The sequence below is a fragment of the Sphingobacterium ginsenosidimutans genome (assembly GCF_039536865.1).
GTDB lineage: Bacteria > Bacteroidota > Bacteroidia > Sphingobacteriales > Sphingobacteriaceae > Sphingobacterium > Sphingobacterium detergens.
In genome coordinates, this window is the sequence record NZ_BAAAZK010000005.1 from 111749 (window position 1) to 137829 (window position 26081).

The following is a 26081-nucleotide window of genomic DNA, read 5'->3' on the forward strand; positions in this document are numbered from 1 at the left end:
TTGATACAGCCTGTTTTTATTATTTTTTGAGTTGTTCCAAGCGTGTTAAACCTTCGAGATAATAATAATCTGCATAGGTCAAAGGGACATCAATTTCAGAATGATGTGGCAGACTGCCAACACTATGTTTGAGCAAGAAACCACCGTTGCTTGCATATTTGGCAAAATAACCTGTTCCTGACAGTGTCTGTAGACTCTCCTTCGCAAAAGCTAAATAGGATTTACTTTCTGCTCCTGAAGTTAAGGTCGATAGTTCAACGAGTGCCGAAGCGACAATAGCTGCTGCGGAGGCATCACGAGGAACGTAATTGAGCTTTAACGTTGAAAAATCAGCATCTGATTTATATCCCTGTTGTCCAGCATTGAAATCCCAGTAAGGGATTTTATCTTTTGGAAGATTTTTGTGGGTCATGTAAAATTTAGCTGCTGCCTGTGCTGTTTTGAGAAACTCTGGTTTTTTTGTCTCCCGATACATCATGGTAAATCCGTAGATAGCCCAAGCCTGTCCACGTGCCCAGGTTGAATTATCGGCATAGCCCTGATTTGTCTGTTGATGGATTGCTTTACCGCTGGCATCATAGTCTACAACATGGTAGGTACTATAGTCTGTGCGGAAATGGTTTTTCATGGTTTGCGTTGCATGACTGATAGCGACATCCTTATATTTAGGATCACCTGTCAGATCGGAAACGTAACACAGCATTTCAAGGTTCATCATATTGTCAATGATGACAGGGTATTTCCAAAGTGTTTTGCCATCCCATGACTTTTTCTCATTCCATGACTTGATGACACCAACCTGTGGGTTAAAGCGCTTTAATGCGGTATTGGCCGAATGGACCAGGATGGCTTTATAATCGGCAATTTTTTTCTGATCCTTGAGGTATTTTATTGCTGTTCCATAGGAACAATACATGACAAAACCAATATCGTGATGTTGATCCAGGTCCTTCGCTTTTTCGAGCGCTTCGGTCCATTTTATCGCTTCTTTCTCTGTTTCTTTATTGTGTGTGTGGTTGTAGATATACCATAGTGAGCCAGGGAAAAAACCTCCTGTCCAATCCCATTCGTCGGTTCCGCGCAATTGTCCTGAAGGAGTCAATGTACGTGGGAACTTATGGTCTTTGTCAGCTTCCTTGGCCAAAAATTGATATTGTTTCTCCGCAGCGTTGAAGCTAGCATCGATAAAGTTTGCCTTTTGGTCAATAAAGCTGAGCGCAAAAAGTCCCGAAGCGATAAGAAGGATTGTTTTTAAACTGGTTTTTCTTTTTTTCATCTGCATAAATTATTTGTTCATCTATTATTTTAGGATTAGGGTATTTATGAACTCTCGTCCTTTGGTTCACTCGTTTCACGCTGCCTTCGGCGGTATATGTGTTAGCCTCGTCGGTATAAATAAACTCGTTTACTCATTAAATTGGTATTTTAAGGTATTCGTGAGCTCAATCGTTCGTTTCACACGGCTCATACGACCACCTAAGAATTCCTAACAGCGTATATTCTTAGTAAGTTACATAATAATCTTTTGGAAAGGGTAAACCTGCAAAAGCTTTTTGTGAGCTCCATTGCGCAGCAGCGTCAGACCAAAATGCATGCGTTGGTGGAAGGCCTAAGGGTAGAAATGAGAGGGAAGCAGTATAGAGCGAACCCGAGTTTGTATAACTGTCTGCTATATTTCCCTGATCGGCATTGAGAAATCCCAAGGCCATCCAGCCATCCTCATGAAAAATGCGATCGGCGTAGATGTGCTTGAGGACTGCTGTCAATGCTGCGCGCACTTGCCCATTGGAGAGGTCCGTGGGGAGCTTTCCATCGAGTGCGACTGCAGCGAGCGGTTGAAAGGCCGCATTTCTATACGTTGCACTCCGCCCAACGACAGGATAGGTACCCTCCGGTGAAATCATGCGCTCCAGATGATGTGCATAACGTTGCATTCGTTTGTAGGCGCGGTCATACATGGTTTGGTACTTCGCATCAGCGCTAAGATTATTTTTTAAGGTCTCCACTTGCATGCAATGGATGACATAACCATTGTAATGATCAAAACTAAATCGCGCACCGTCACTATACCATCCGTCGCCGACATACCATTCCTGATCAAATTTGTTTACCGCATAGTCTATTTTCTCACGGACACAGTCTTCACCGATACTGTAGAGAAAAGTTTCAGTCATTGCGGCAAACAATAGCCAGTTGCTTTCGTTGGGTTTGATCCAGCGTAAGTGTTTAAATTCGGTAATAACCTGTTGCTTTGTCACCTGCGGTAGTGGATCCCATAATGCTTTTGGGGCACGCATAAATGCCTGGGCTAAATGTGCCGCATCAACCAGAGGTTGCTTGGACTTGCTACGCCAGGAGAAATAATCTGCCGAAGCAGGGTTTACACCATGCTGTATGCCCAGTAAGGCTTGTTGTTTAAATTTAGCACGCAATTTTCCTTCTGCGGTTTTATTGTCTGGCAGAGCCAACCATGGTGCCATACCGGCCAATAATCGGCCAAAGGCTTCCAGATAACCCACACTGGGATCTATATAGTCATAAGTTTCACTTTTAACAATTGGCATCTCTGCGCGAAAACGCTCTTTGCTGATACGATCGAGAATAGGACTGGCCATTTTTGTTAAAATAGACACCCAATACGCACGGTCGTCAGTAGAAGGTTGCGCCGATGAACCCCTGGATTGACTGCGACCAAGCAAGGGACTGTTCATTAGCGCTCCTGCGGTAGTTAATGTTACGGCTTGAATCCAATTTCTTCTTTTCATTTGGCTTTTTTAATGATAAAACTATATTTTCCTGTCGATTTGATGCTTTTGGCTTTGAGGCTGATGCGGTAAAGCCGCTCGCCCCATACCTGGCTCAGACGAGGGTCATCCTGTGTGATGGGCTCGTAGGAAGCAACGAACTGTGCAGGATTAAAATGCAATGCGGCCAGACCGTCGCCCATGGCAATCACTCCCTTGGTAATCTGAGGTTCTTTTGAAACTAAAAAATGCACTATATTAGACTGGGTCGGATTTTTGATCTTGAACTCGTCTGCTATGGTCAGACCATCGGCTGTGAGGCTGTAGCTTCTATTCCAAAGTTCAATATTGGCTGTCTTTGGATAGGCATTCCCGATATCGAGCTGGAATTTATTCTGTTCAGGTAGGAATACCACATTTTCGGCTTTGTATTCTTTGCCAAATGCCTGATCATTACCATTGATCTGGGGCAGGTTGTGGTAGGCACCCTGCATGGTCCAGATACTATAGCGATCGTCGCTAAATGTTTTCTTTGTGTAGGTTCCCACACCGGCATCAATAAAGAGAGGCTGCTGATCCTGGTATAGAATAAAACTGCCGACATCGTTATGGTTGTGGCTCTCATTATTAAAACCACCTTTGGCAGCGAAGAAAAAACCTCCCTTTTTCAGATAGAGAAACTGCGTTTCCGGATACCACTTAAATGCATTTTGAGGAAGTGCTGCCTGTGTGTGCTGAAGCTGTGGAAAACAGCGTAAGTCTTCAAATGCACGGAAGATATCCCGTGAGGGTTTGAAGTCCGCACCTTTACCGCCAAGATCTGTCATATATCGCGCAAATTGCATCATTTCGGTACTGTGTACATCTTGCCCATAACGATAGATGAGAAGCGGGTCTCCACCACCTTTGGCTGAGGCATCCGCAAAATTGACCACCCATCTGTCACCACCAATATAAGATTGTGCGATATATTCACCCATATCGCGGATAAGAGGTTTGTCAAAGATACTGACCTTGTTCTGTGTTGCAAGGGCAAGTATCTTAAGGTAATCGTACAATTTACCAGCGGCGTGCCCCCAATAGGACGGACCTTCTTCACAGGCACCATCTTTTTTAATGTAATCGATAAAGCGATCGACCGAAGTCATTGTTTTATAGATGCCAGCCAGTTGAACATCCGGATTGTCTTCTACCAGTAGCAGGCAGGTGAGCACATTAAAATTGCACCAGGGATTCCAGTTGTTGACCAATTGGTTTCCTTTGAGCTCAAAGCCCTGCCACCACATATCATTACGGTCAAGATAAGGCAGTATAATGCGTTGTTGGATGTGTTGTTTTAAGCGTAGACTTATTTCCGGATTGATGGTATTGAAGGTGTCCCGAAAAAAATAGTGTATCCACGAAAGTAAGGATCCTACATCACCGGCCATGAGGTCAATGACATGTGTCCGTTCTTGCGGGAGGGATCTTTTGCTGGATTGGAAAGCAGGTAGGTGGGCCGATAATGACCAGGTAGACATCTCGGTCATGTGCCAGGTGCCGTTTAGAATCTGATCGATATAACGTCCTTTTCCTTCTGCTAATTCAGCTAAGAGCAGGTTTGTGAGCGCTGTACAGTTTTCGTTCATCGGCTTTTCCATCATGCCGCGATTGCCTGAGCGTTCATATTCCAGATAATCTGTTGCCTTTACCACCTGCCATTGATAGTCGAGTGCTTTGTCGCCTTTCGCGATAACCTCCTCTCGGAATGGGGCTATCAGCTGATCCCATGCCTTACGATCGGAATAACTTGGATAGGGAACCCAGGACTTGTCCCGGCTCAGGTTGAGCTTGAGATCTTCCTGTTTAAAAGTCCCTGTGAGTAGCTTTAATTCTTTTCCCAGTAGCCCCTGAAAAGAGAGACTACTGAGAAAGAAGAATAGGATTAGATATATTCTCATGTTTACCAATCTTGATTTTGTGGCAGAAGAGCCGCATTCATCTCTATTTCTTGTCCCGGTACTGGCCAAAGCTTATGTCGGGGTTGATACCCTCTGGTCACGAGATTATCACCTGTAATACCTTTTTCAATAAAGCCCTTCGACACTTCTTCCAATAAATTCCAACGCTTGAGATCAAAATAACGCCAACCCTCACCCGCGAGTTCTACGGCGCGTTCCTGTTGGATGCGTTTACTCATTTCCGCTTTACTGTTCACAACCAGGAATGAACTGCCGCTGTTTAAACCCGGCATTTTTGAACGTGCACGTACCTTATTCAGTTCCGTGATTGCCTTGTCCAGCTGATTGGTTTCATTATAGGCTTCGGAGAGCATCAATAACACATCCCCCAAACGAAGGATCGGGAAGTTGATCGGTGTATGGGTACGATCCGTAATCGCTCCTTTCAGGTTACCTTCAGGTACAAATTTGCGCCATAGGTAGGTATACCAGCCCCGATTATTACGGATCTGCCCAAAATTTTCATTTACCCCTGTGGCAAGAATAAATTGCATGTCACGCTCTTTGTTGGCGTTCCAGCCCAAATAGTGTGAATAAGGTACAATAAGTGTCTGATTCAACCGTGGATCCCGGTTGGCATAGATCTGACGTAGCTTGGCGGTGTCAGGTACTTTAGTCAGCACACCGCCGGATTGAGTGGATTCCATCGCTTGCTTTTTAACGGCATTGTCTGTGTTATAATTTGGGAAATGGTCATTCCAGTTGAAAGGACTACCATCCCGGTTTTCATAACGGTCTGCAAGCCGCGTGCTTGGCATACAGTTGTTCCAGTCACTGCCAAAAGTTGCTCTTGTCCCCATATACCAGGCCATAGGCATCCCATAAGGAAATCCTGTTCCGCCCATGTTCTGTATGGCAAAGATCATCTCAGGAGCTTGGTCTCCTTCCATGGTAAACAATGTCGCATAATTAGCACTGAGGCTATAACCGTAGTTGTTGGTTTTGTTATAGACAATTTCTTCAAAATCCCGGATTGCCGAAGTCCAATCTTTATTGTACAGGGCTACTTTACCTCTTAATGCATAGGCTGCGCCCTTTGTAATTCGGCCATAGTGTTTTGCTTCATAGGTTACAGGTAATTTATCGACAGCGTAGTTGAGGTCCGCAAGAATGAATTTCTTGACATCTTCAACGGAAGATCGGCTATTTTTGAGTGAACTAAAATCTCTGTTCAGATCAACCGTCTCGTCATATATCGGTAAAGCTCCATAGAGGTTTGTCAATTGAAAATACATCAGCGCACGGAGAAATTTTGCTTCGGCAATAAACCCTTCCTGCTTAGCTTTATCTATGGTCATCGGCTGAATATGGGCGATGGCATGGTTACAGCGTTGGATCAGGTCATATCCGGCCTGCCACCTATCTACGACAATGGATGAGCGGTCTGTAAATGTACCGCTGATGACTTCGCCCAGCCCTGGAGGATCATAGCCCAGTCCAATATCACTGAGCCCATCATAAGAAAATTGTAAACCGAAGGTCGGTTCCTTCTTGAGATCATTATAACAACCTAATATGCCTGCGAGTGCCTGGTCTTCATTTTGCCAGAATGTATCGGCGCTGACCTGACTGTAGGGTGTTGTATCGAGCTTATAACAAGATGATAATGCAATGCATCCAGCTATGAGTAGGGAAATCTTTTTCATGATATTTGACAACTTAAAATGTTAAACTAAGACCGAAGACAGCCTGTTTCATTGTTGGGTAATTGGTGCCACTCACCTCAGGGTCGAATCCTTTGTAACTGGTAATCGTCCAGAAATTTTCCAGTGATCCAAAAACACGTAGATTCTGTACCTGTATCCGTTTGGTAATTTCATTCGGGATCGTGTAACCGAGCTGAATATTTTTTACACGGATAAAAGCTTTGTTTTGTAACCAAAAATCACTGTTTCTGGTGTTTCTTGTATCTGTATATGGCAAGAGTCGGGGATATTTAGCATCAGTAGCTCCTTCTGTCCATCTGCCATCCGCGATTTCCTGGTTGATCTGGTAGCCCCAACGTACAGTTGGCGTGTAATAATTATCTATCCAAATAGCCTTATTGCCTGCATTACCCTGTAGGAAAACCGAAAAGTCAAAACCTTTATAATCAAATCCCATATTAAAACCATAAGTGATCCTCGGTGCTGTACCATGTCCGACAGGTACCCGATCATTGTCGTTAATGATACCATCGCCATTGGCGTCCTTATAGAGTAAATCACCTTTTTTTGGTGTCCCATAGGACGCAAATGGATTTACTTTTTGATTCGTATTTGGATCAATAGGCGCATTGTCAATCATTTGTTGCACGAGTTGCATATCTGCGTCTGTCTGCAAGATGCGATCGGTCAACAGAATATACTGCGTGTTGATGGCATAGCCCTCCTGTAGAAGATTTGCTCCTGAAATAGATCGGTCGTTGCCTTTAAATTTGACCACCTTATTGTCAATGAAGGTGAAGTTACCACCGATATTGAATTTGAAGTCATCGCCAATCTTATCACGGTAGTTGAGGTTAAGCTCAATACCATTATTGCGAACTTTTGCTGCATTCGTACGTGGTATGGTGGCATTTCCGACAACTAAAGGCGCTGGAAGGTCAATCAGGATATTGTTTGTTACTTTATTGAAAACATCAATTGAACCATTCAATTTGTAGTTGAAAAGGTCAAAATCCAGACCTGCATTCAGGATATAGGTATTTTCCCAAGTCAAAAACGGGTTACTCAACACCGTCTGTGCAAATCCGACATAGAGTTGATTGTTCAGGACGTAGTTGGCCGGATTGTACAGTGTCTGATATTCGTAGTTGTTGATTTTATTTGCTCCTGTGAGCTGTTCATCCCTGCGGAAGGATACATCCGAAGTACCATTGTTACCCAATGCGCCATAGGAGGCGCGGAACTTAAGACTCGGCATCCATTTGACATCGTAGAACTCTTCCGAAGAGATCTTCCAACCGAAGGATGCCGAAGGGAAGGTCCCCCATCTGCTTTTTCCGGTCATAAAGCGGGATGAACCGTCGGTACGGAGATTGGCTTCCAAAAGGTATTTGTCATCCCAAGAAAGGTTGAGCCGCCCAAAGAAGGAGCGCATGGCCCAATCCGTGGTGTTCCCTAAGGCCGAAGCATCCATTGTCGCCGCATTTAATACCGTCAGAGAAGGATCAACGAGATCCATTTTGGATGCCGCAAACCAGCCATCTTTAAAATATTCCTGGCTGGCCCCCACCATCACTTCATAATTTAATTTCTCAAATAACTTATTCTTGTATTTGGCAACGCCATCCATATAATAACGGTATGATTTAACGGATTCGTTGGTAACAGAGGAACGTCCAGTGCCTGCAATGGCGACTGTATTAGTCAAGAAGTCCCAACGATCGTTGAACACAGGTTGTGAATAGATAAAATCGTCATCATAAGTGTAGGTGTATGATCCTTCGATAGAAAGGCCTTCAATAGGCTTTAACTTTCCATAAAAGCGGGATACAAAGCGATTTTTATTAATATTACCCTTTTGAGCATACAGGCGGTGGAGCACATTGTTGGATTGAGGGTTCTCTTCCGGATTGCTGGGCGAACCAAATCGGCCATCTGGAGCCCTTAGCACCATACCCGGTGTACTAGCGCCCGCAAATGTAAATACATCATCAATGATATTGGTGCCGATATCGGTCTTTGACACGACTCCATTGATATTCGCTCCCAGCGTAAGCCAAGGCTTTACATCAGCTTCTAGGTTAATGCGACCCGTATGACGTTTGTAGGTAGCCTGTTCAATAACGCCGGGATTGTTCAGTAGACCATAGGAACCAAAGAATTTGATTTTTTCACTTCCACCTGTAAAAGACAGATTGTGGTTTTGACTGATCTTATTCTGAAAGAGTTCAGACACCCAGTCTGAATTTGGATATTTCAAAGGATCTTGTCCTGAATTTTGTCGCCAAAGATCTATTTTCTCCTGTGAAAATGTAGGTTTTGCATTCGGATCGCCATTTTTGTAGCCTTCATTAATCAGCTCCATATAATTGGCATAGTTGGAAACCATTTGGATGGTATTGGATGGTTTCTGGCTGGAGAAATAATTATTATAGGTAACCTTAAACTGTTCGATCTTTCCCTTTTTTGTCGTGATGAGAATGACACCATTGGCTGCGCGTGAACCATAGATAGAAGCCGAAGCAGCGTCTTTCAATACCGACATACTTTCGACGTCCTGCGGGTTGATCAGGTTCATATCACCGATCACGCCGTCGATCACAACAAGTGGATTCGCATTGTTTAATGTACCCTGACCACGCACCCGAAGAGTACCGCCATCGCTACCCGGACGGCCTGAACCTTGATTGACATACAGACCGGGAGCCTGACCTGCTAAACCCGCAGATAGGGAGGTAACGGGTCTGCTTTCCAGGACTTCAGACATTTGAACAGAGGAGACCGAACCTGTCACATTCTCCTTCTTCTGCGTACCGAAACCAACGACAACAACCTCTTCAAGCCCTTTTGATTCTTTATCCAGGGTGATTGTTAAGGGTGAACCGGCATGAGCAACAGTTTCGATGGTTTTGTAACCAATACTTCTTACCACTAAAGTGACATCTTTCTGTTGGCTATTGAGTTCAAATGAACCGGTTGCATTAGTCGATGTGGCTTGATTGGTTCCTTTGATTTGGATCGTCACGTTTGCTATGGCCTTACCTTCACTATCTACGACTTTGCCTTGGATGGAACTCTGTTGTATGGCTAGCGAAAGCTTGCTGTGTGTAAATTTAGGGGCCAACGGGGCGGCGTGGGAAGTTGCCAGATTGGATACGACCAACAGGCAGGATAATGGGATTGCCGCATGCACCCAGCGATTTTTCGCAACGGATGCGTTTTGGATCTTGATCATAGGCTTTGTTAGATTTAATTGGATGAAAAAATGAATTTTCTGTACTGTGAATTTACAGCATTCAGTATGAACGATTCTGTCATTTCCTCGCAATCGTTTTCGTAACAATAGCCTTCAATAACGAAGTATTCTCTAGGAATTACAATGCGAAAAGGCTTATGATTTTAAAGGAAATATTTTTCGTTCAGAGAATGGACTATAGGGGTAAATATAAAGAGCCCAGTTGGGAATGGGCTCTCGTATCAATTCTTTGTAAGTGCTGTTATATACAGCGTTTAGAATTCGATCCTATAGTTAATGGTGGGTATGATACCGGTCCATTTTTGTGGCTCGATGATACGTTTGCTGAAATTGTAATGCATCCCGACAGTGTTCTCTCTATTGAGGATATTTTGAATATCCAGAATAAGGAGATGACTCACCTTTTTACGATTTATTCGATAGGTCGATGAAAAATCAAGTCGAATATAAGGATCGGCAGTTAAGGTATTAATCCGGCTTTGATCAATGATTTCCTCATCTAAACGCAAGGATTCATCTTCCAATACCGGAGAGTATTTTCTTCCACCGGCATAGATCAGTTTGGCATTCATACCAAATAGGTTATTTTTATTCTTTCCTACTGTCCATTCTTTTCCCAATAATAGATTACCGACATAGCGTGTATTGAATGTTGTATTGTATTCTTTCCCATTGAGCGCTTTGAATTTGGAATCAAATACCGAAGTGGTGGCCATAAAATAATAGCCTTTGCTAAGTGATTTTTCAACCGTTAACTCAACGCCATAATTTCTGCCTGTACCTTTATTGACGAGTTGACGATAGGTCGATGTACCAATTGCCGAAATATCTGACACATTCAGCAGGGAGAAATTCATTGCTGGATCTGAAGAAACCGGGACATTATATAAATGTTGATAATAGACTTCGGTCTTAACCCGGAGTGTACGACTCAGATTCTTTTCATATCCAATGACAGCCTGAGCAGACTTGGTAGGAGATAGCGCGGTATTATCTGTTGTATTTTGTCCGGTTCCGCTCTTGGCAAAATAATAGCTGAGGGGTTCTAAACGATTGTAAAGTCCGGTACCAAAGGATACCGTCTGGTCTGGAGCGACCTTCCAGTTTAATCCCAATCGGGGCTCTGCAGTCCAGCTTTTACTTAAGGCAAAATAGTTGGCATGTACACCCGTGTTTAAGGTCAGACGGTCGGATAACTCAGTTTTGAGTTGTGCAAAGGCGTCATACGTACTGGTACTTCCATTTTCGTTGATCCTTTCTTTTAATGCCGCGATTTCGGTATCGTAGGTTAGCGCATAGAGATCATAGCGAAGCAGGCTGGCATTGATACCTGCACGGATCGTATTTTTGCTGCTGGCTCTATAATTGAGGCTTCCAGCATAACGGATTGCGGTATTTGTAAATTTATCTTTGTGATATAGGCTAGTGACATAATCCTGTGTCAGGGTATCTGTTTTATTGGAATTGCGGCTGACTGATGCCGAAATAATATTGGTGAAATACAATCGATCATTAGCGATATATTGATGTTTTAGCCCGGCACTACCAGCGTTAAATCCCAAGTTCATGTCCTGCGCATCTGTTCGTTCCTCCCATTCTTGGAAATTGCGTTTGGCAGTTTCCTTTATTTTTCCGAGGCCGCCAATCCCAAACAGCGAAAATGTTCCAGCTTTCTTGGTTGGAAATACAAAATTAAAGGAGAGATCCTGATATTTTGGGATACCGGTATCCGAGACTTTTACACCTACTTTTTCCAATAGACTCAATGAGGAGTACCGGTAGCTGATTAAATACGATGCATCGCTCCCTTTTTTGAAAGGACCTTCTAACGTTGCACCTACCCCCAACACGCCGACATTGAATGTGTATTCGCGTTTATCGGTATTTCCTTTTCTAAATCTAAGGTCAAACACCCCCGATATCGCGTTGTTGTATTCAGCGGCCAGTCCGCCTGTATAGAAATCAGATTTTCCCAAAACCATCGTATTGAGCATACTGATACCACCACCAGCGGCTCCTTCGGCTCCAAAGTGGTTGGGATTTACAATTTCGATCCCTTCCAATCGCCACTGTAGGCTTTTAGGCGAATTTCCACGCACAATTATCTCATTGTCATCACCTCCAGCAACGACTCCGGGAAAACTCTGTGCCATTCTTGCGGGGTCAAAAAAAGCGCCAGCATATCGATTGGTCTCCTCAGGTGAAAATGAGCGTCCACTGGTCATGGCCATTTGATTTAAAGGTTGTTTTCCCGTATTGGCGTAGACGACAGCTTCGTTCAACGTGTTTGCCTGTGGTTCCATTTCAATGTTGAGTACATTCTCGCGCCCTGAGGTAATAAGCAACTCTGATAATTCTTCCTGCCTGTAGCCTGCCATGCGTATTTGTAGGACCTGGCGTCCTACAGGAACTTGCAGCAGCCTAAATTCGCCTTGCTGATCTGTACTCACAGATTTTGTATTACCATTGGAGGACAGTACAATAGTGGCACCAATAATCGGAAGTCTTGTGTTTTTGTCCAGGATAGTACCTTTAACAGTCTCGGTCACGACCCGTCGGTTTGTCTTCGTCGAATCTTGTGCCTGGGCAAGTGATTGCGTGGCCTGAGTCGCCAGCGCAATTATTAAGATTGATGTTAGTTTCATATTGATTAAGCTTTATCTCTATGACAGCTAACTTTCACTTTACCCTTAGTGATCAGTACAATTTTTTTTAACTGGTTTCTTTTCCTCGTCAAAAACTTCAAATTGCTGGAATGTTATTAACAAAAATGATTCTTATATTCAGTTAATTAACATTGTTATTAACATTTTTATTCTGTTTTTGATGAGATGATTTTTTGGAAAAAGACGAGGGTTAATTGGTGATTTCTTAGCCATATATTACTCCGTTTAGATTTGTGCGTTGCCTGCGGACAGTCCACAGGACGAGCTTATTCAAAAAATAACTATTTTTTATCTATTTGGTTAAAAAGTATCTGTGCGCTGTAGCGGCCAGCTATATTGAAACGTTATGAAATTATAACTAAATGAGAACCAGTATGAATAAATTATTTAACGGAATTCTAGTCTTGATTTTGTTTTGCAGTTGCAGTAAGGATACCATTAGTCCAGAAAAAATAGCGCCAGAGGATGTGAAAAAACAATTGGAAGCCTACGATTGGGTTCCCGCATTTTCTACGAGTGATACGAAAGATGAGCTGTATCATTATAAACCGGAAGATTGCGAAAAGGATAATAATTATTCTTTTTCTTTTGGCAATGATTTTCAAAAATTAAAGCTGCAGCCAGGAAAAGAGCTTTGTGGAGCCAATAAGGAAACCTTTGAACAGTCTATTTTAGATGGAAAGTCTGAACGGTCTTTTACCTATGACAAAGAGAAAAAGAGCATTAAGTTTGCTGATAGCGATCAGTACGAAAGCTATGGTGTCCTTGTGGACGGAGATTATTTGGTCTTAACCTATCGAAATAACAATCCCATGGCTAATATTATTCCCATGGAATATTATTTTAAAGGAAAAAGTAAAGAAAAAAATAAGTAGCATTCCTATAACACCTGAATGGAAAGACGGCTTGCCGTCTTTTTTTATTTAGGGATGTAAACGATCTCTTTTTACATGCTATGAATTGTACATGTTAAGAACGGTTAATAATCTTTTTAATGCATTGCTGAATTTACTATATCAGAAGCGGTTTCGTAATTTATACATGTTTGCTACTGATCTCTTAACCATATTCACCATAATTTTGAATATTCATATTGAAAATCATTATTAATTACTGCATAAATGTTGGCAGTTGATTGGTTCTATTGACGCTATTACTTAAATTTCTATAACAGAAAAATTATCTTGATTATTATCTTTAAATCCTTATTTTAGTCTTTTGGAAACCGGTTGCATAACTCCATTAACTTTAAACTAAATGAAACTCCGAATATTACTTTTGACAGCGATGTCAACATTGCTTTATCCACAACTCCAAGCGCAACAATTGCCTTATAAGGATAGCCGTCTCACTACCGAACAACGTGTCAATGATCTTTTGGGGCGAATGACCGTAGCGGAGAAGGTGGGGCAGCTGAGCAAATTGCTTGGATGGGAAATGTATGAGAAGAAGGGGAAGCATGTAGGGGTGAGCGACAAATTAAAGAAAGCGGTCAAAGAGCAGCACATCGGGTTGTTGTGGGCAACACTGCGTGCTGATCCCTGGACGCAAAAAACACTCTTGAATGGTCTTAATCCGATTGAAGCTGCACGTGCGACCAACGCCATTCAGCGGTATATGCTGGATAGTACCCGTTTGGGAATCCCATTACTGCTGTCGGAAGAGGCTCCACATGGACATATGGCTATCGGTGCTACGGTATTTCCGACGGCAATAGGACAGGCGAGTACCTGGAACCCAAATCTGATTCAACGTATGGCATCAACAATAGCGCTGGAAACCTACGCTGTCGGGGGTAAAAATGGTTATGGGCCAGTCCTGGATCTTGCGCGCGATCCACGCTGGTCGCGGACAGAAGAAACTTATGGCGAAGATCCTTATTTAACGGGCAAGATGGGAACTGCAATGATCCGTGGTTTTCAGGGTGAGAAACTTGGACAACAGGATAAAATCATTGGTACATTAAAACACTTTGTCGCGTATGCTGCACCAGATGGTGGACACAACGGTGAATCGGTATCATTTGGTGAACGGAGTCTAAGACACTATTTTTTACCACCTTTCGAAAAGGCAGTTAAATCTGGCGCAGGTTCGGTCATGACAGCTTATAATAGTATTGATGGAATACCATGCTCCGCAAATCCCTGGTTGTTAAAAGATGTTCTCCGTAAAGATTGGGGCTTTACTGGATTTGTGGTATCCGATTTATTGAGCATCTCCGGCCTTAATGGGGGACATGCGACAGCCGCTACAGCGGAGGAAGCTGCTTCGCAAAGTATACATGCGGGATTGGATGTTGACCTGAGCGGATCGGGATATGGTCCGCATCTTTTAAAAGCTGTGCAACAAGGTCTAGTGGAGCCTGCTGTATTAGATACTGCAGTAGCCCGTGTATTACGGATGAAGTTTAATCTGGGGCTATTTGATCGCCCCTATGTAGACGAGAAGCAGGTGATCCAGAAAGTTGCCACCGCGCAGAATAAATCTGTTGCCAGAGCGGTTGCTAGAGAATCTATTATCTTGCTAAAAAATGAAAAAAATATCTTACCATTAAGCAAATCGTTGAAACGCATTGCGGTTATCGGACCGAATGCCGACAATGCTTACAATCAACTGGGGGACTATACGGCTCCACAGGCTGATGGTAAGATACAGACGGTATTGACAGGCATTCGCGCAGCGGTAGGTAAAGGTACGCAAGTTGATTATGTAAAAGGTTGCGCTATCCGTGACACGACAAATTCTGATATTGCGGCTGCGGTGGCAGCAGCACAGCAAGCCGATGCTGTGGTTTTGATTCTCGGCGGTTCCAGTGCACGGGATTTCAAAACTTCCTACCAGGCAACTGGAGCGGCGAATGTAGATCCCAATACGGTTAGTGATATGGAAAGTGGTGAAGGGTTTGACCGTGTTTCGTTGGATATGATGGGCGATCAACTAAAACTTATGAAAGCGATCCAGGCAACAGGCAAGCCTGTGGTGTTGGTGACCATTATGGGAAGACCGCTTAATCTAAATTGGGCCGCCGAGCATATTCCTGCAATTGTGAATGCCTGGTATCCCGGGCAGGAGGGGGGATTAGCCATTGCTGATGTCTTGTTTGGTGATTATAATCCGGCCGGCCGGTTACCGATTTCTGTACCACGATCTGTGGGTCAACTTCCGGTACATTATAATCATACAAAACCTAAACATCATGATTATGTGGAGATGTCCGCCAAACCTTTGTATGCTTTTGGCTATGGGTTAAGTTACAGTAAGTTTGAATACAGCAACCTACAGGTGGGACTGACCGAAGGCGCAGATGATTTTGTCTGTACAGTATCCTTTGATGTCGAAAATAGGGGTAGTGTGACTGGCGACGAGGTAGCACAATTATATGTTGTCGATGAAGTCAGTTCGGTAGTAACACCCATTATGCAGTTAAAACAATTTGAACGTAGAGCTATTCCAGCAGGAAAGAAAGAGCGGTATACTTTCCAGTTGAGCAAAGAAGACCTCAAACTGTGGAATGCAACTAATGCCTGGAAAACAGAAAAAGGGAAATTCAAATTGCTCGTAGGTACATCATCCGATGATATTCGACTGAAAGGGGAGATGGAACTAAAGAAGGATTATTAATTAATCCTTCTTTAGCTTATAGGTATAGGTAGTGTACTTGTTAGATTTTGTCAAAGTAAGCTCTTTACTCTTCAAGATATAGCTGTATTCATGAGCCAATATCAATCCCCAATCGAACTCTGCTGTCCAAGCATTTTGATCCTTGAAAATAATCTTGTTGTCAAAAATTTCAAAGGTTCCTGAGCCACCAGCTGGATGTCTGTTATTATTTGCGGAGGAAAAGAAACTATCCGCTTTAAATTTTACGATGACTTCTCCTGTGACTGCTTCTTCACTACTTTTGTTATAGGCAGTAAATATTCCTGAATAACTTCCCTCAAGCTGTGTTATTTTTTCGGATTTTTCCTTTGAGCAGCTGATAAAAACGAGCGAAGCCACAAGAAAAAAAGATTTTTTTAATGGGGTCATAATTAGTTTTTTATAGCATAACGTAATGATGCCTAATTCGCTACAGACTGATGACTTATTTTAATCGGATATACTTGATACTCTTTCTATTCCACGTGTAAGTGATATGTATTAGACCACTTTTATCCTGTACAATGGTCGGATAAGAATATTCATCTCCTTTGACACCATCTTCCAAAGTTAGTGTATCATGCCAGTGAAGACCATCATGGGACGTTGCGACATGGAGTTTTGTGCGTCCTTCCCACCAGTCATTCCCAGCGATTGCTGGATTGTATACGATCATAAATAGTCCATTTTTCAATCGAATGGCATCAGTAGCCGAGTTGGGGTTAAGCAGGTTGGTCGCCTTCCAAGGTCCCCAACTGTTGCCATGGTCAGAGGAAAAAGCACTCATTACCTTATTTTCTTTACTGCGACAGAGTACCTGGAGGCGGCCATCTTTATGTTGAACAATACTCGGCTGAATGACTTGAATACTTGTGTCAGGCCGAATTGTATGAACAGACCAGGTTTTGCCGTGGTCGTGACTGATTTCCATATGTGCTTTCCAGATTTCGTCTTTTGATTCAGTACTGGAAGGGGATAGTATATCCCCATTAGATAATGTAAATGGTTTGTTTTTGATTGGACCCAAAATACCATCGGGTAATGCCTGTGCTGCAGACCAGCGATGACCTTTGTCTATGGAATATTTGACGTAGCCTCTCCATTCGCGTGGATTAGGACCGATTTTATAAAACAAATAGAGGGTATCGTTCTTTGGCTGTTGATAGAGTACAGGGTTCCAGGTTGGATAACGCTTGTCTGCAAGAATCCCATCTGCGATTTGGACTGCTGGTTGCCATTTGCCATTTGTATAATGAGAACTCCATATGACCACATCGGGATTGGATTCATGTGTACCACCAAACCAGCAGGCCAGGAGGCTGTCTTTGCCGATGGATTGTATGGTCGAGGCATGGCATTGTTTGAAACTGACCTGTCCCTCTTGGAAGATCTGCTGGGACGAGATTATCTGGGGCTTATAGCTTTTACATGAATAAAATGTTAGGAGTAATATTGCTAAAAATAAGGTTATTTGTTTCATTCGGTTAGTATGTGCTGCTAGGTTCACAAGTGCTGTTTTTTTATAGCTAGTGTTTTTAGTTATTCGGATATCAATTGAGGATTGAGATCGTGACGATTTGTATTTGTTTGTTTTCAATAGGCAAATGAAAGCCTTTGCAAATACCTGAAGTCGATCATCATTATCGGATAATAAAAAAGCAGCTGAATTACATCAGCTGCTTTTTTATTATTTGCTTTGCAATTGAATCGCGGTAGCATAGTTAAATCTTGTGCTTGGGCTTCTCAGGGTGATCTGGTTATCACGTTGCGACCAATCCAATCGGCCTTTATGGCCCAAAATTGTGATTTTTTTTACCTTAAAATTTTCGGGTACCTGAAAGACATATTCATTAGGCTGTTGATAAGCGTCTCCCGCTGAAAGGTGAAATACATTGACGATCTTGCTGTCCTTACTTCTGGTGTAATAGTAGTCACCTTGATGATAAGGGGCAACGGTACGTGTTGCATATACTGCGCTTTGATTGATTTTCATCCAAGCTGATAGTTCATTTAGACGATCATATGCTGCTTGGTCATAGTCACCTTTGGGGCCTGGGGCGATGTTAAGTAAATAGTTGCCACCACGGGAAATAATCTTGACAAGCGTTTCGACGATTTTCTTTGTTGGTTTGTAATTGTCATTGGGAACATAGCTAAAGGAGTCTCCCATAGTAATACAGCTTTCCCAAGGAATATCCAATGGATGTTCAGGGATAGCCTGTTCGGGTGTCACATAATTTTCCCAGTTTCCGGGAACAGTACGGTCTACCACGATAAGACCTGGTTGATTTTTTCGGGCCATACCACCGATACGGTCCATGTCAATATTTTGATCCACCTTGATCGTCTGCTGCCAGTCTACTGACTTGTCTACAGTTTCTAAGGGACGTACTTGTCCACCATCCAACCATAGAATATCCACTTGACCATATTCCGACGTTAGTTCATTGATCTGGTTGTAGGTGAAATCTTTAAATTTCTGCCAACGTTCAGGATATTTTTTCGGGTCATAATTTACATTTCTGTCCTTTGGTGGGAAATAGGGCCACCAATAGTATTCGGAGTGCCAATCTGGTTTGGAGAAGTAGGCTCCGATTTTGAACCCGTCGTTGCGAAATGTATTAAAGATTTCTTTGGTCACATTTGCCTTGGGATTGGAGGAGAAAGGTGTTTTGGTAGAAGTAATTTTATAATCTGATTCTTTGGTGTCGAACATTGCAAATCCATCATGATGTTTGGTTGTAAAGACCACATATTTCATTCCGGCTGCTTTTGCTGCGTCGGCCCATTTTTGAGGATTGAAATCTGTCGGGTTGAATGTTGTCTGCAGATTTTCGTAATTCTTGAGGTATTCAAAGTAGGTTTTGCCATGCTCTGGTTTGCGTTGTGTCCAGCCCTCATCTTCGGGACAGATACTCCAGCTTTCAACAATTCCCCATTGACTGTAGGTTCCCCAGTGCATGAAAAGACCGAATTTCATGTCCTGCCATTGTTCGAGGTTTTCGATCACTAAGGGGTCTGTGGGTTTTTGGTAGCCACCCGATACATTGTGTGCTTGTCCAAAGGCAAATGTAGCCGTTGCTGCCAGTAGTGCGGTTGATATAATGGTTGTCAGTTTTTGCATGTATAAATATAATGAAAATGAACATAAGAAAGCCACCCGAGAGTGGCTTTCTATTTGGTAGATGTAGTGTCGATTAATTGACGTCCCAGAAAATTTTGGTTGTTCTTGTGTCTTTTGCCCTCACAGCCTCATAATTTTTACTGTTGTTTGAGACTTCAGAAGAAGGATAATTCAACCTCATAGGTGGATTTGCAAAGTTCACAAGTCCGGCTACCGGAAAGGTTAAAACTGGATAGCCTGTCCGTCTTAATTCAGACCAAGCTTGCTGTGCCTGTAGAAAACCATAGTGTAGCCATTTTTGTGTATAGACTAACTCAAGGTCTTTATTTTTATCACCTGTGAATGTTACCGTGGATTTGTCAATGAAATCATTGATTATAGTTTCAGCAGGTTTAGTTTCGGTTTTTAAACCAGACTTATTTATATTGTTCAAATAGTAGTAGAAAGATATGGACTGTTTTAAGGCAGTGTTATAAGCCTCTTTTGCTGTTGCGCTCGATCCCCATCTTAATTGAGCTTCAGCTTTAATAAAGTTGGTTTCACTGGCAGAAAATACAATGCCAGGAAGTTCTTTATTGTCAGCAAATGTTGTGGAGTCCAAAACAGAATAACTTTGATAGTTCTTTTCCATTTCAGTAGACGTGAAGGTAATCGGCATCGCTTTATACTCCTTGTTCGGTATAAATTTGTTATTTACGGTTACCCCAAATTTGTCATAGAATACTGGAATACGAGGGTCTTTTGATGGTAACATCACCTTGTTTAACATATGATCAGTAGCATAGTGATTAGGCCCCTCTATCAGCCCTTGTCTTAATGTACCCGTATAGTTTGTCAACGGCGCTAAAAGGATATCTTCTGTTTTTGGATCGTAACTGCCGACATTATTTCCATCTGCTAACGGGAATTGGCTTGGATTATTTAGGATCTCTAAAATCTCTGTGCGAGCTTTGGCTTCATCAACATTGGAGATTCGCATTAATAAACGAAGTCTCAAGGAGTTTGTGTATTTCCTCCATTTGCTAACATTACCGCTGTTTAGTATGTCATATTTTGCAAATTCTGGATTAGATTCTACGGTGCCGAAATAATTGTTTATCTCTTTTAAATCTGATATAAATTGATAATACAACTCTTTTTGCTCATCAAATTTTGGAAGTTTGATCACATTTGTTGCAGGCAGGCTACCAGCTTCGCTGAACGGAATATCGCCATAGTTGTCTACTAGCTTCGAAGCTTCGTCTACGACAACTACTTTTGCTGCTTGTAAGATAATTTTGGCATTGGCTTGTTCTTCTATAGGAAGTGCGGCATAGGCTTTTTCCATCGCTCTGTAAATACCCAATACACCCGGCGAATAGAAATCTACCCAATAATCATATGAATAACCATCATTTGGCTGATACATTGAGTTAGAAGGGATAAATGATGCGGTTTGTGTATAGATTGCCTGATTTGATAAAATGAAGGTTCTATAATGCCAATAGGAAGGTCTCACTCGGTCATTATTTAACAATTCAGCAAAGAACGCTGAAATACTGGCTTTTTCAGTAGCATCTGGATTTTGAAATTTTTCATCCAATTGTTTTTTACAACCCACCAAAGAGGTCAATGCAGTTGCCAGTGTAAATATGGTAAAAAATATTTTTTTCATGATTTCAGTAAAAAGTGATTAAAAATTAGCGTGTAATGAAAAGCCAAAGCTTCTTGTAGCGGCAGAAGAACCTACGTCGACACCTTGAGCCCACCATGCATTTCCTACTGGAGCTTCCGGATCGAGATTTTTCAATGTTCTATAGAAATAGAATAGATTTCTTCCAATTAATGAAAATCTAAGATTGTTCATTTTGATACGCTTTGTAAAACTGTCCGGTATCTGGTATCCAATGGTGAGTTCTCTTAATTTGATAAAGTTATTGTCATAGACCGCACCTTTTTCAGACCAAGAATCATCGCCCCAGTTAAACGTGTTGAAATAGTATTCTGCCCCGCTTAAATGTACATCGTTGGTTTTTCCTGTGTTCGCATTAACACCTGGGAGTGTAATGCCACTTTCTCTGTATGGAAGCGTATTCTCATAAAGCCCCGAAGCCATTCCATATTTAAGGTTTTCAGAGACCATTTTACCACCAAAACGGTAATCAGCCGTGAAATCTAAGCTAAAGTTTTTATAATTGAAGGTATTCGTCCATCCACCAATCGCTTTAGGCATAATATTGCCGACCATTTTGTATTTGGATTTATCCATTACATAGAATCCTTCATCCGAAATAAGATTATTGCCATTGGCGTCTTTAGCGATATCGTATACATAGATATTTCCCAAAGTTTCTCCTGCTTTTGCCGTAATTTTTAATGAATTGGCATCAGCCGAATAAAAAACCAATTCGTCAACACCAGACAATAGTTCTTTGACTTTAGAGCGATTGAAAGAATAATTTAGTCTAGAAGTCCAAGTGAAATTTTCATTTTGGATAGGTGTTCCGTTAATAGATAGTTCTAAACCGTGGTTGGCTATTTTTCCAATATTGAGGAGTTGAGATGTCGCTCCTGTTGATGCAGGTGTTGTCAACCCAAGAATTTGATCTTCGATGTAGTTGTTGTAATAACTAGCATCTAGTCCTAATCTATTTTTTAGAAATTTCAATTCCAAACCGAATTCCATTTCGTATTTCCTCTCTGGTCTGAGATCTAGATTACCGTATCGATTTTTGTAGGTTAATGCTGGTATAGCGCCATTCACAGTTAATAAAGGAGCTTGAGTGTAGGCGATATTTGCCTCATAAATAGCCGCATCATTACCTACGATACCATATGAAGCACGTAACTTACCATAGGTAAACTTGTCGGATTTGATATTAAATGCATCACTAAAAATAAAACTACCGCTAAGGGAACCATATTGATAGTTGTTGTTTTGTGTAGGAAGAGTTGATGAATATTCTGAACGGTATGTTCCGTCTAGATAAGCAAAGCCTTTGTAACCAATGTTTAATGAACCAAAGTAAGCGTATTTAAGCATTTCTTTTCGAGCATTCGTCGTGGTTGCCTGCGCTAAGCTATTACTTAAACTAAACCAATTCTCAGTTACAAGTCCGGAAGCGGTGCTTGATGATTGATCATCATAATTTTCTGATCGAGATTGAAAACCAACACTAGCAGAATAGTCGAAATTCTCATTGATCTTATTGCTATATGTCATCATTAAATCGCCATATAAAATTGAGTAGGCTCCTTTGGTGGTTGAATAACCTCCCGTGCTGCTTGATGGCGAATTGTACTTTGTTGCATTCTCAGTATACTGCTTATTTGTACTGGTTGCTGACGTAAAGTCATTTCCTATTCTACCTCTGAATTTGAGGTGATCAACCACATCCCAGTTTAATGTAGCACTGGTTAAGATACGGTTTTCAACTTCATCATAACTGTTCTTATATTGATTCCAGAAATAATCCAATAGATTTGATGCACGCATCGTGTAGATAAAATCTTCTGGTCGTCCTGTTCCTAATTTAGAATACTTATAACCATCTGATGTTTGATACGCTTTTTTCATAGCGGCCATATCTTCAGTTCGACTGAAGAAGCCGTCAAAACTACCAAGTACCTGACCCAATAAATATGTTCTATTATGTGTATTGGTGTTGATATAATTCGCTACGATATCAGTGGATAAACGGTTACTTAGCTTTAGGGAACTATTTAAATTAAACGTGTTTTTTGTTTGTTTGCTTCCAGGACTGGTACTTTTGTAATCCATACGGGTCGCACTCAAACGATAATTGAGTTTTTCAGTCTGATTTGATATTCCAACGTTTGCGGTGGAGTTGTATCCTTTGTCGAAGACATCATAGTAATTGTTTTTGCGTGCGACATAAGGTCTAACCTGACCATCCCACCACAGGACGTCTTCTCCCGTAAATTTTGGACCAAAACTTGCGTAGGATCTAAAGTAAGGTCTCCGGCCGCTCGGGGATTTAGGATCAAGAATCCAACCTTCTGCAGTAGCGCCATTGGTAACATTGATACCTGCATCATAGCCTGGGCCATATTCATTTTGAAATTTTGGTAAAAACGCTGCGCGCTCCAATGATCCAGTATAATTAAAATCGACTCCTAGACCACGTCCTTTTGTTCCCTTTTTTGTTGTAATCACAATCACCCCACTTGCAGCATCCGAACCATATAATGCACTGGCAGCTGCACCTTTTAAAATGGAGATGTTATCAATATCTGCAGGATTGATATCCAGCATCCCGTTTCCTCGGATTCGTTGATCGCGATCGAAGTTGTTGTTGTTGGCCCCGGCGGCACCATTTTGTTGATCGTTTCGGATAATAATTCCGTCCACAACGTAAAGCGGTTGGCGTTGGTAGTTTAATGAATTAATACCACGAATCTGCACATTTACAGCACTGGCTGAACCACCGGGTGCGGTGGTAATTTTTACGCCAGGTGCTTTACCATATAACGCCGAACCGAAGTTGGTATTTCCGGCTTTTGTAATTTCATCAGCCTTAATATTGCTTACCGCATATCCCAGGGCCTTAGATTCGCGTTTTATGCCCATCGCTGTTACAACGACTTCATCGAGTGCCGCTGCATCGGAGGTCAATGTAATATTGATCGCTTTATTTGATCCAACGACAATTTCTTGTGTTTTGTATCCAACAATTGAAATTCTTAATGTTTCACCTTGGGCAGCTTGAATAGTAAAAGATCCATTGGCGATTGTCTGTGTACCCTTTGTCGTTCCCTTTACTGTTACGGTCACCCCAGAGATAGGCCCATTAGCGTCTGAAACAATTCCAGTAATGCTTTGCTGCGCGTAAAGGGATGTGGCACTAAATAGTGTACATAAGGCCAATCCGGCAGTTCTTTTGTAAAATAGACTCATGTTTTAGGTATTTGTGTAAATTATTAGTTTATTATGCGTGCTATATATTTTTCGATTACCAATGCTGTTGTACCCAGTTGTTGAGCGCATTTGTGCAAGTTGGAGATACTGAGCATTGTTTCTTTTGCAATTTTTGGAATGCTGTATTCATTGATAGCAACTTGGATATGCGGTGTTAATATTTGACCTATCTCAGCCCCCCTTCCGCTTATGATTATTTTGTGAGGATTGAGGATATGAATTAGTGTGGATATTCCTTTCCCTAGTAAATAACCGATTTTTCCCGTGTTATTAATGGCAACTTGATCTCCGATTTTGACGGCCTCTATGAGTGCTTCAATTTTATTGTTATGTTCCCCTTCAAGTTTTTCATAAATTGAATATTCACCCTTTTTGATGTCATTTTGAATATTGCGAATAGCGGCACTAATGGACGCTTCGACTTCGAGACATCCTCTTTTTCCACAAGAACACAATGTCAATGTATCAGAAAGCGGGATATGACTGAATTCGCCAGCAAATCCTGAAGTTCCCTTAAATATATCATCGTTGATAAGGATACCTAGACCAACACCCCAATTAAGATTAATAACCAGCGAATGTTGAGAAGCTTGTGCTGCGCCGAATTTTTTCTCAGCCCGTGCAACACAACGGGAATCATTGTCTATAGTAGCAGGAATATTGAATTTAAACTCAATTTGCTCACGGATGTTGTATAAGGGAGAATATTCGTTATATGATTCATTTAGTCCAGTTTCAGAATTGACAAATCCGGGCATACTAATTCCGATGCCTATAATCAATTGCGTATTTATTTGATGTGTTGAAAGAAAATGAGCCAGGCCGTCTATAATTAAGTTCGAAGCTTTTGGATCCTTTAGATCAATTGGAATGTTATTTTCAGCGCAAAGTACCTCCGCTCTTAAATTCGTTGATGCTATTGAAGTGTAAAACTGGTCAATCGATATACTGATGACAATATGAGGTAAGTCTTCATTTAACATATATTGAATAGCCTTTCTCCCCCCGGTAGATGCGGCATATCCTTTTTCGACGATGATGTCTTTTGTCAACAAACCATTCAGCTGTTTTGTAACGGAAGGTATGCTCCTGGATAGGGTGTTTGCAATTTCCGCAATCGGTTGCATCGGCCGGTAATACAAATTTTTTAATATATCGACAACCATATTAGTTCAACTTCAGTGAATAGTGATTTTGGTTTGTAAGTTTAAACAGATATTATTTTACCTAATATCTAAGTTAGTATGCACAACATTAGTCTTTCCCAAGTCCGAATAACTGAATGAGCTGCGATCCAGACTAGGTTGATGTGATAAAGATATGTAGTATTTCTATTAAGTTCAAAATTCTTTTTAAATTTTTTAAAAAGAAATGTTAAAATTATACACATAATACATAAGATGGCTATGTCTTATTGTAAAATTGAGAATATAATATGTAACAAATTGTTTATATTTATATAGGGTTTGATCAGATTTCAAGCCGATTACCTTCAATTATAAATAAACAATTATGAAAAAAAATCAAGTTTTCAAAAGCTTGCTATGCTTAGGAGCTATCCTAAGCTTTGGCTTCACAAAGGCAGATTTAAATTCTAATGCCGAACGGTATTTAACGGCTCCTTCTTCAAAATCGAAAATGGTTATTAAGGCAACTCTGCCAACGGTACTGAATGGGATATGGAGCGAATCGGCCACAATAGGTTCAGGTCCGATGCCGGCTATGAATTTCGTTGCTTTATACCCCAATAGATGTACAGATGCCATAGATACGGAATGGCAGGTTTCACCTTCGGCAACAATTACATACGATTCGGGATTGGATTGTCTCTTGGAAAACCATACTGGTGTACGGATACAATTTTCTAATAGCGGTACATATACAGTTTCGGCGCGGGTAAAAAATAAAGATGGGGTTTGGACGAATTGGGCTTATACGACAATTACCAAGATGTAGACTCAAATGATTTTTTCAGGACGATCTAATTGGTAACATATCGGATATCCGCATCATTATGATTAGATTGATGACTCAGATAAATTCAAAATGGTCGTATTGAAAAATTCGGGCAGAAAGGCTATATAAAAA

At 41.6% G+C, this 26081-nt stretch carries 15 protein-coding genes; 3 read left to right on the forward strand and 12 right to left on the reverse strand.

All coding sequences use genetic code 11. The features are described from left to right. Nucleotides 1–19: 19 nt before the first annotated feature. The 6 genes from ABFX33_RS09490 to ABFX33_RS09515 all read right to left on the reverse strand — a co-directional run bounded on the left by ABFX33_RS09490 (nucleotide 20) and on the right by ABFX33_RS09515 (nucleotide 12291). Nucleotides 20–1276, reverse strand: a complete 1257-nt coding sequence (locus ABFX33_RS09490) for a glycoside hydrolase family 88 protein (RefSeq protein WP_346085725.1) — start codon at nucleotides 1274–1276, stop codon at nucleotides 20–22. Nucleotides 1277–1502: 226 nt separating this feature from the next. Further along, nucleotides 1503–2765, reverse strand: coding sequence for a DUF2264 domain-containing protein (locus tag ABFX33_RS09495; RefSeq protein WP_346085727.1), 1263 nt, complete (start codon nucleotides 2763–2765; stop codon nucleotides 1503–1505). Further along, nucleotides 2762–4684, reverse strand: a complete 1923-nt coding sequence (locus tag ABFX33_RS09500; RefSeq protein WP_346085728.1) for a heparinase II/III domain-containing protein — start codon at nucleotides 4682–4684, stop codon at nucleotides 2762–2764. The genes ABFX33_RS09495 and ABFX33_RS09500 overlap by 4 nt, the downstream gene beginning before the upstream one ends. Nucleotides 4685–4686: 2 nt before the next feature. Further along, the gene (locus tag ABFX33_RS09505) at nucleotides 4687–6390 is read right to left on the reverse strand and encodes a RagB/SusD family nutrient uptake outer membrane protein (RefSeq protein ID WP_346085730.1); all 1704 of its coding nucleotides are present in this window, start codon (nucleotides 6388–6390) and stop codon (nucleotides 4687–4689) included. 13 nt (nucleotides 6391–6403) lie between these two features. Continuing rightward, the gene (locus ABFX33_RS09510) at nucleotides 6404–9625 is read right to left on the reverse strand and encodes a SusC/RagA family TonB-linked outer membrane protein (RefSeq protein ID WP_346085732.1); all 3222 of its coding nucleotides are present in this window, start codon (nucleotides 9623–9625) and stop codon (nucleotides 6404–6406) included. Nucleotides 9626–9900: 275 nt separating this feature from the next. Next, a complete protein-coding gene (locus ABFX33_RS09515; protein ID WP_346085734.1) occupies nucleotides 9901–12291 on the reverse strand; it encodes a TonB-dependent receptor in 2391 nt (796 codons plus the stop codon). Between the two features lie 395 nt (nucleotides 12292–12686). On the opposite strand from ABFX33_RS09515, the gene ABFX33_RS09520 reads away from it, so the two are divergent. Both ABFX33_RS09520 and ABFX33_RS09525 read left to right on the forward strand, forming a co-directional pair. Beyond that, nucleotides 12687–13187: a hypothetical protein gene (locus ABFX33_RS09520; RefSeq protein ID WP_257094204.1), complete on the forward strand. Its 501-nt coding sequence runs from the start codon at nucleotides 12687–12689 to the stop codon at nucleotides 13185–13187. A gap of 382 nt (nucleotides 13188–13569) precedes the next feature. Next, a complete protein-coding gene (locus tag ABFX33_RS09525; RefSeq protein WP_346085736.1) occupies nucleotides 13570–15933 on the forward strand; it encodes a glycoside hydrolase family 3 N-terminal domain-containing protein in 2364 nt (787 codons plus the stop codon). On the opposite strand, the gene ABFX33_RS09530 is transcribed toward ABFX33_RS09525, so the two are convergent. From ABFX33_RS09530 to ABFX33_RS09555, 6 genes are all read right to left on the reverse strand, one after another. Then, nucleotides 15934–16341 carry a hypothetical protein gene (locus ABFX33_RS09530; RefSeq protein WP_346085737.1) on the reverse strand — a complete coding sequence of 136 codons (408 nt, stop codon included), beginning with the start codon at nucleotides 16339–16341 and terminating at the stop codon, nucleotides 15934–15936. A 55-nt stretch (nucleotides 16342–16396) separates the two neighbouring features. Then, entirely contained in the window at nucleotides 16397–17431 is a 1035-nt protein-coding gene (locus ABFX33_RS09535) for a sialidase family protein (RefSeq protein ID WP_346085739.1), read from the reverse strand. 207 nt (nucleotides 17432–17638) lie between these two features. Continuing rightward, nucleotides 17639–19075 (reverse strand): alpha-L-fucosidase, encoded by a 1437-nt coding sequence (locus ABFX33_RS09540; RefSeq protein WP_346085741.1) that lies wholly within the window; start codon nucleotides 19073–19075, stop codon nucleotides 17639–17641. A gap of 73 nt (nucleotides 19076–19148) precedes the next feature. Further along, the gene (locus ABFX33_RS09545; RefSeq protein ID WP_346085742.1) at nucleotides 19149–20729 is read right to left on the reverse strand and encodes a SusD/RagB family nutrient-binding outer membrane lipoprotein; all 1581 of its coding nucleotides are present in this window, start codon (nucleotides 20727–20729) and stop codon (nucleotides 19149–19151) included. Between the two features lie 18 nt (nucleotides 20730–20747). Then, nucleotides 20748–23972 (reverse strand): SusC/RagA family TonB-linked outer membrane protein, encoded by a 3225-nt coding sequence (locus ABFX33_RS09550; protein ID WP_346085744.1) that lies wholly within the window; start codon nucleotides 23970–23972, stop codon nucleotides 20748–20750. Nucleotides 23973–23995: 23 nt separating this feature from the next. Further along, nucleotides 23996–25120 carry an ROK family protein gene (locus ABFX33_RS09555; RefSeq protein ID WP_346085746.1) on the reverse strand — a complete coding sequence of 375 codons (1125 nt, stop codon included), beginning with the start codon at nucleotides 25118–25120 and terminating at the stop codon, nucleotides 23996–23998. 385 nt (nucleotides 25121–25505) lie between these two features. On the opposite strand from ABFX33_RS09555, the gene ABFX33_RS09560 reads away from it, so the two are divergent. Beyond that, entirely contained in the window at nucleotides 25506–25949 is a 444-nt protein-coding gene (locus ABFX33_RS09560; protein ID WP_346085748.1) for a hypothetical protein, read from the forward strand. The last annotated feature ends 132 nt before the right edge of the window (nucleotides 25950–26081 follow it).

Coding starts and splice junctions, on each gene's coding strand:
- ABFX33_RS09490 (WP_346085725.1), bottom strand. CDS start 1,276: ATGAAAAAAAGAAAAACCAGTTTAAAAACAATCCTTCTTATCGCTTCG.
- ABFX33_RS09495 (WP_346085727.1), bottom strand. CDS start 2,765: ATGAAAAGAAGAAATTGGATTCAAGCCGTAACATTAACTACCGCAGGA.
- ABFX33_RS09500 (WP_346085728.1), bottom strand. CDS start 4,684: ATGAGAATATATCTAATCCTATTCTTCTTTCTCAGTAGTCTCTCTTTT.
- ABFX33_RS09505 (WP_346085730.1), bottom strand. CDS start 6,390: ATGAAAAAGATTTCCCTACTCATAGCTGGATGCATTGCATTATCATCT.
- ABFX33_RS09510 (WP_346085732.1), bottom strand. CDS start 9,625: ATGATCAAGATCCAAAACGCATCCGTTGCGAAAAATCGCTGGGTGCAT.
- ABFX33_RS09515 (WP_346085734.1), bottom strand. CDS start 12,291: ATGAAACTAACATCAATCTTAATAATTGCGCTGGCGACTCAGGCCACG.
- ABFX33_RS09520 (WP_257094204.1), top strand. CDS start 12,687: ATGAATAAATTATTTAACGGAATTCTAGTCTTGATTTTGTTTTGCAGT.
- ABFX33_RS09525 (WP_346085736.1), top strand. CDS start 13,570: ATGAAACTCCGAATATTACTTTTGACAGCGATGTCAACATTGCTTTAT.
- ABFX33_RS09530 (WP_346085737.1), bottom strand. CDS start 16,341: ATGACCCCATTAAAAAAATCTTTTTTTCTTGTGGCTTCGCTCGTTTTT.
- ABFX33_RS09535 (WP_346085739.1), bottom strand. CDS start 17,431: ATGAAACAAATAACCTTATTTTTAGCAATATTACTCCTAACATTTTAT.
- ABFX33_RS09540 (WP_346085741.1), bottom strand. CDS start 19,075: ATGCAAAAACTGACAACCATTATATCAACCGCACTACTGGCAGCAACG.
- ABFX33_RS09545 (WP_346085742.1), bottom strand. CDS start 20,729: ATGAAAAAAATATTTTTTACCATATTTACACTGGCAACTGCATTGACC.
- ABFX33_RS09550 (WP_346085744.1), bottom strand. CDS start 23,972: ATGAGTCTATTTTACAAAAGAACTGCCGGATTGGCCTTATGTACACTA.
- ABFX33_RS09555 (WP_346085746.1), bottom strand. CDS start 25,120: ATGCAACCGATTGCGGAAATTGCAAACACCCTATCCAGGAGCATACCT.
- ABFX33_RS09560 (WP_346085748.1), top strand. CDS start 25,506: ATGAAAAAAAATCAAGTTTTCAAAAGCTTGCTATGCTTAGGAGCTATC.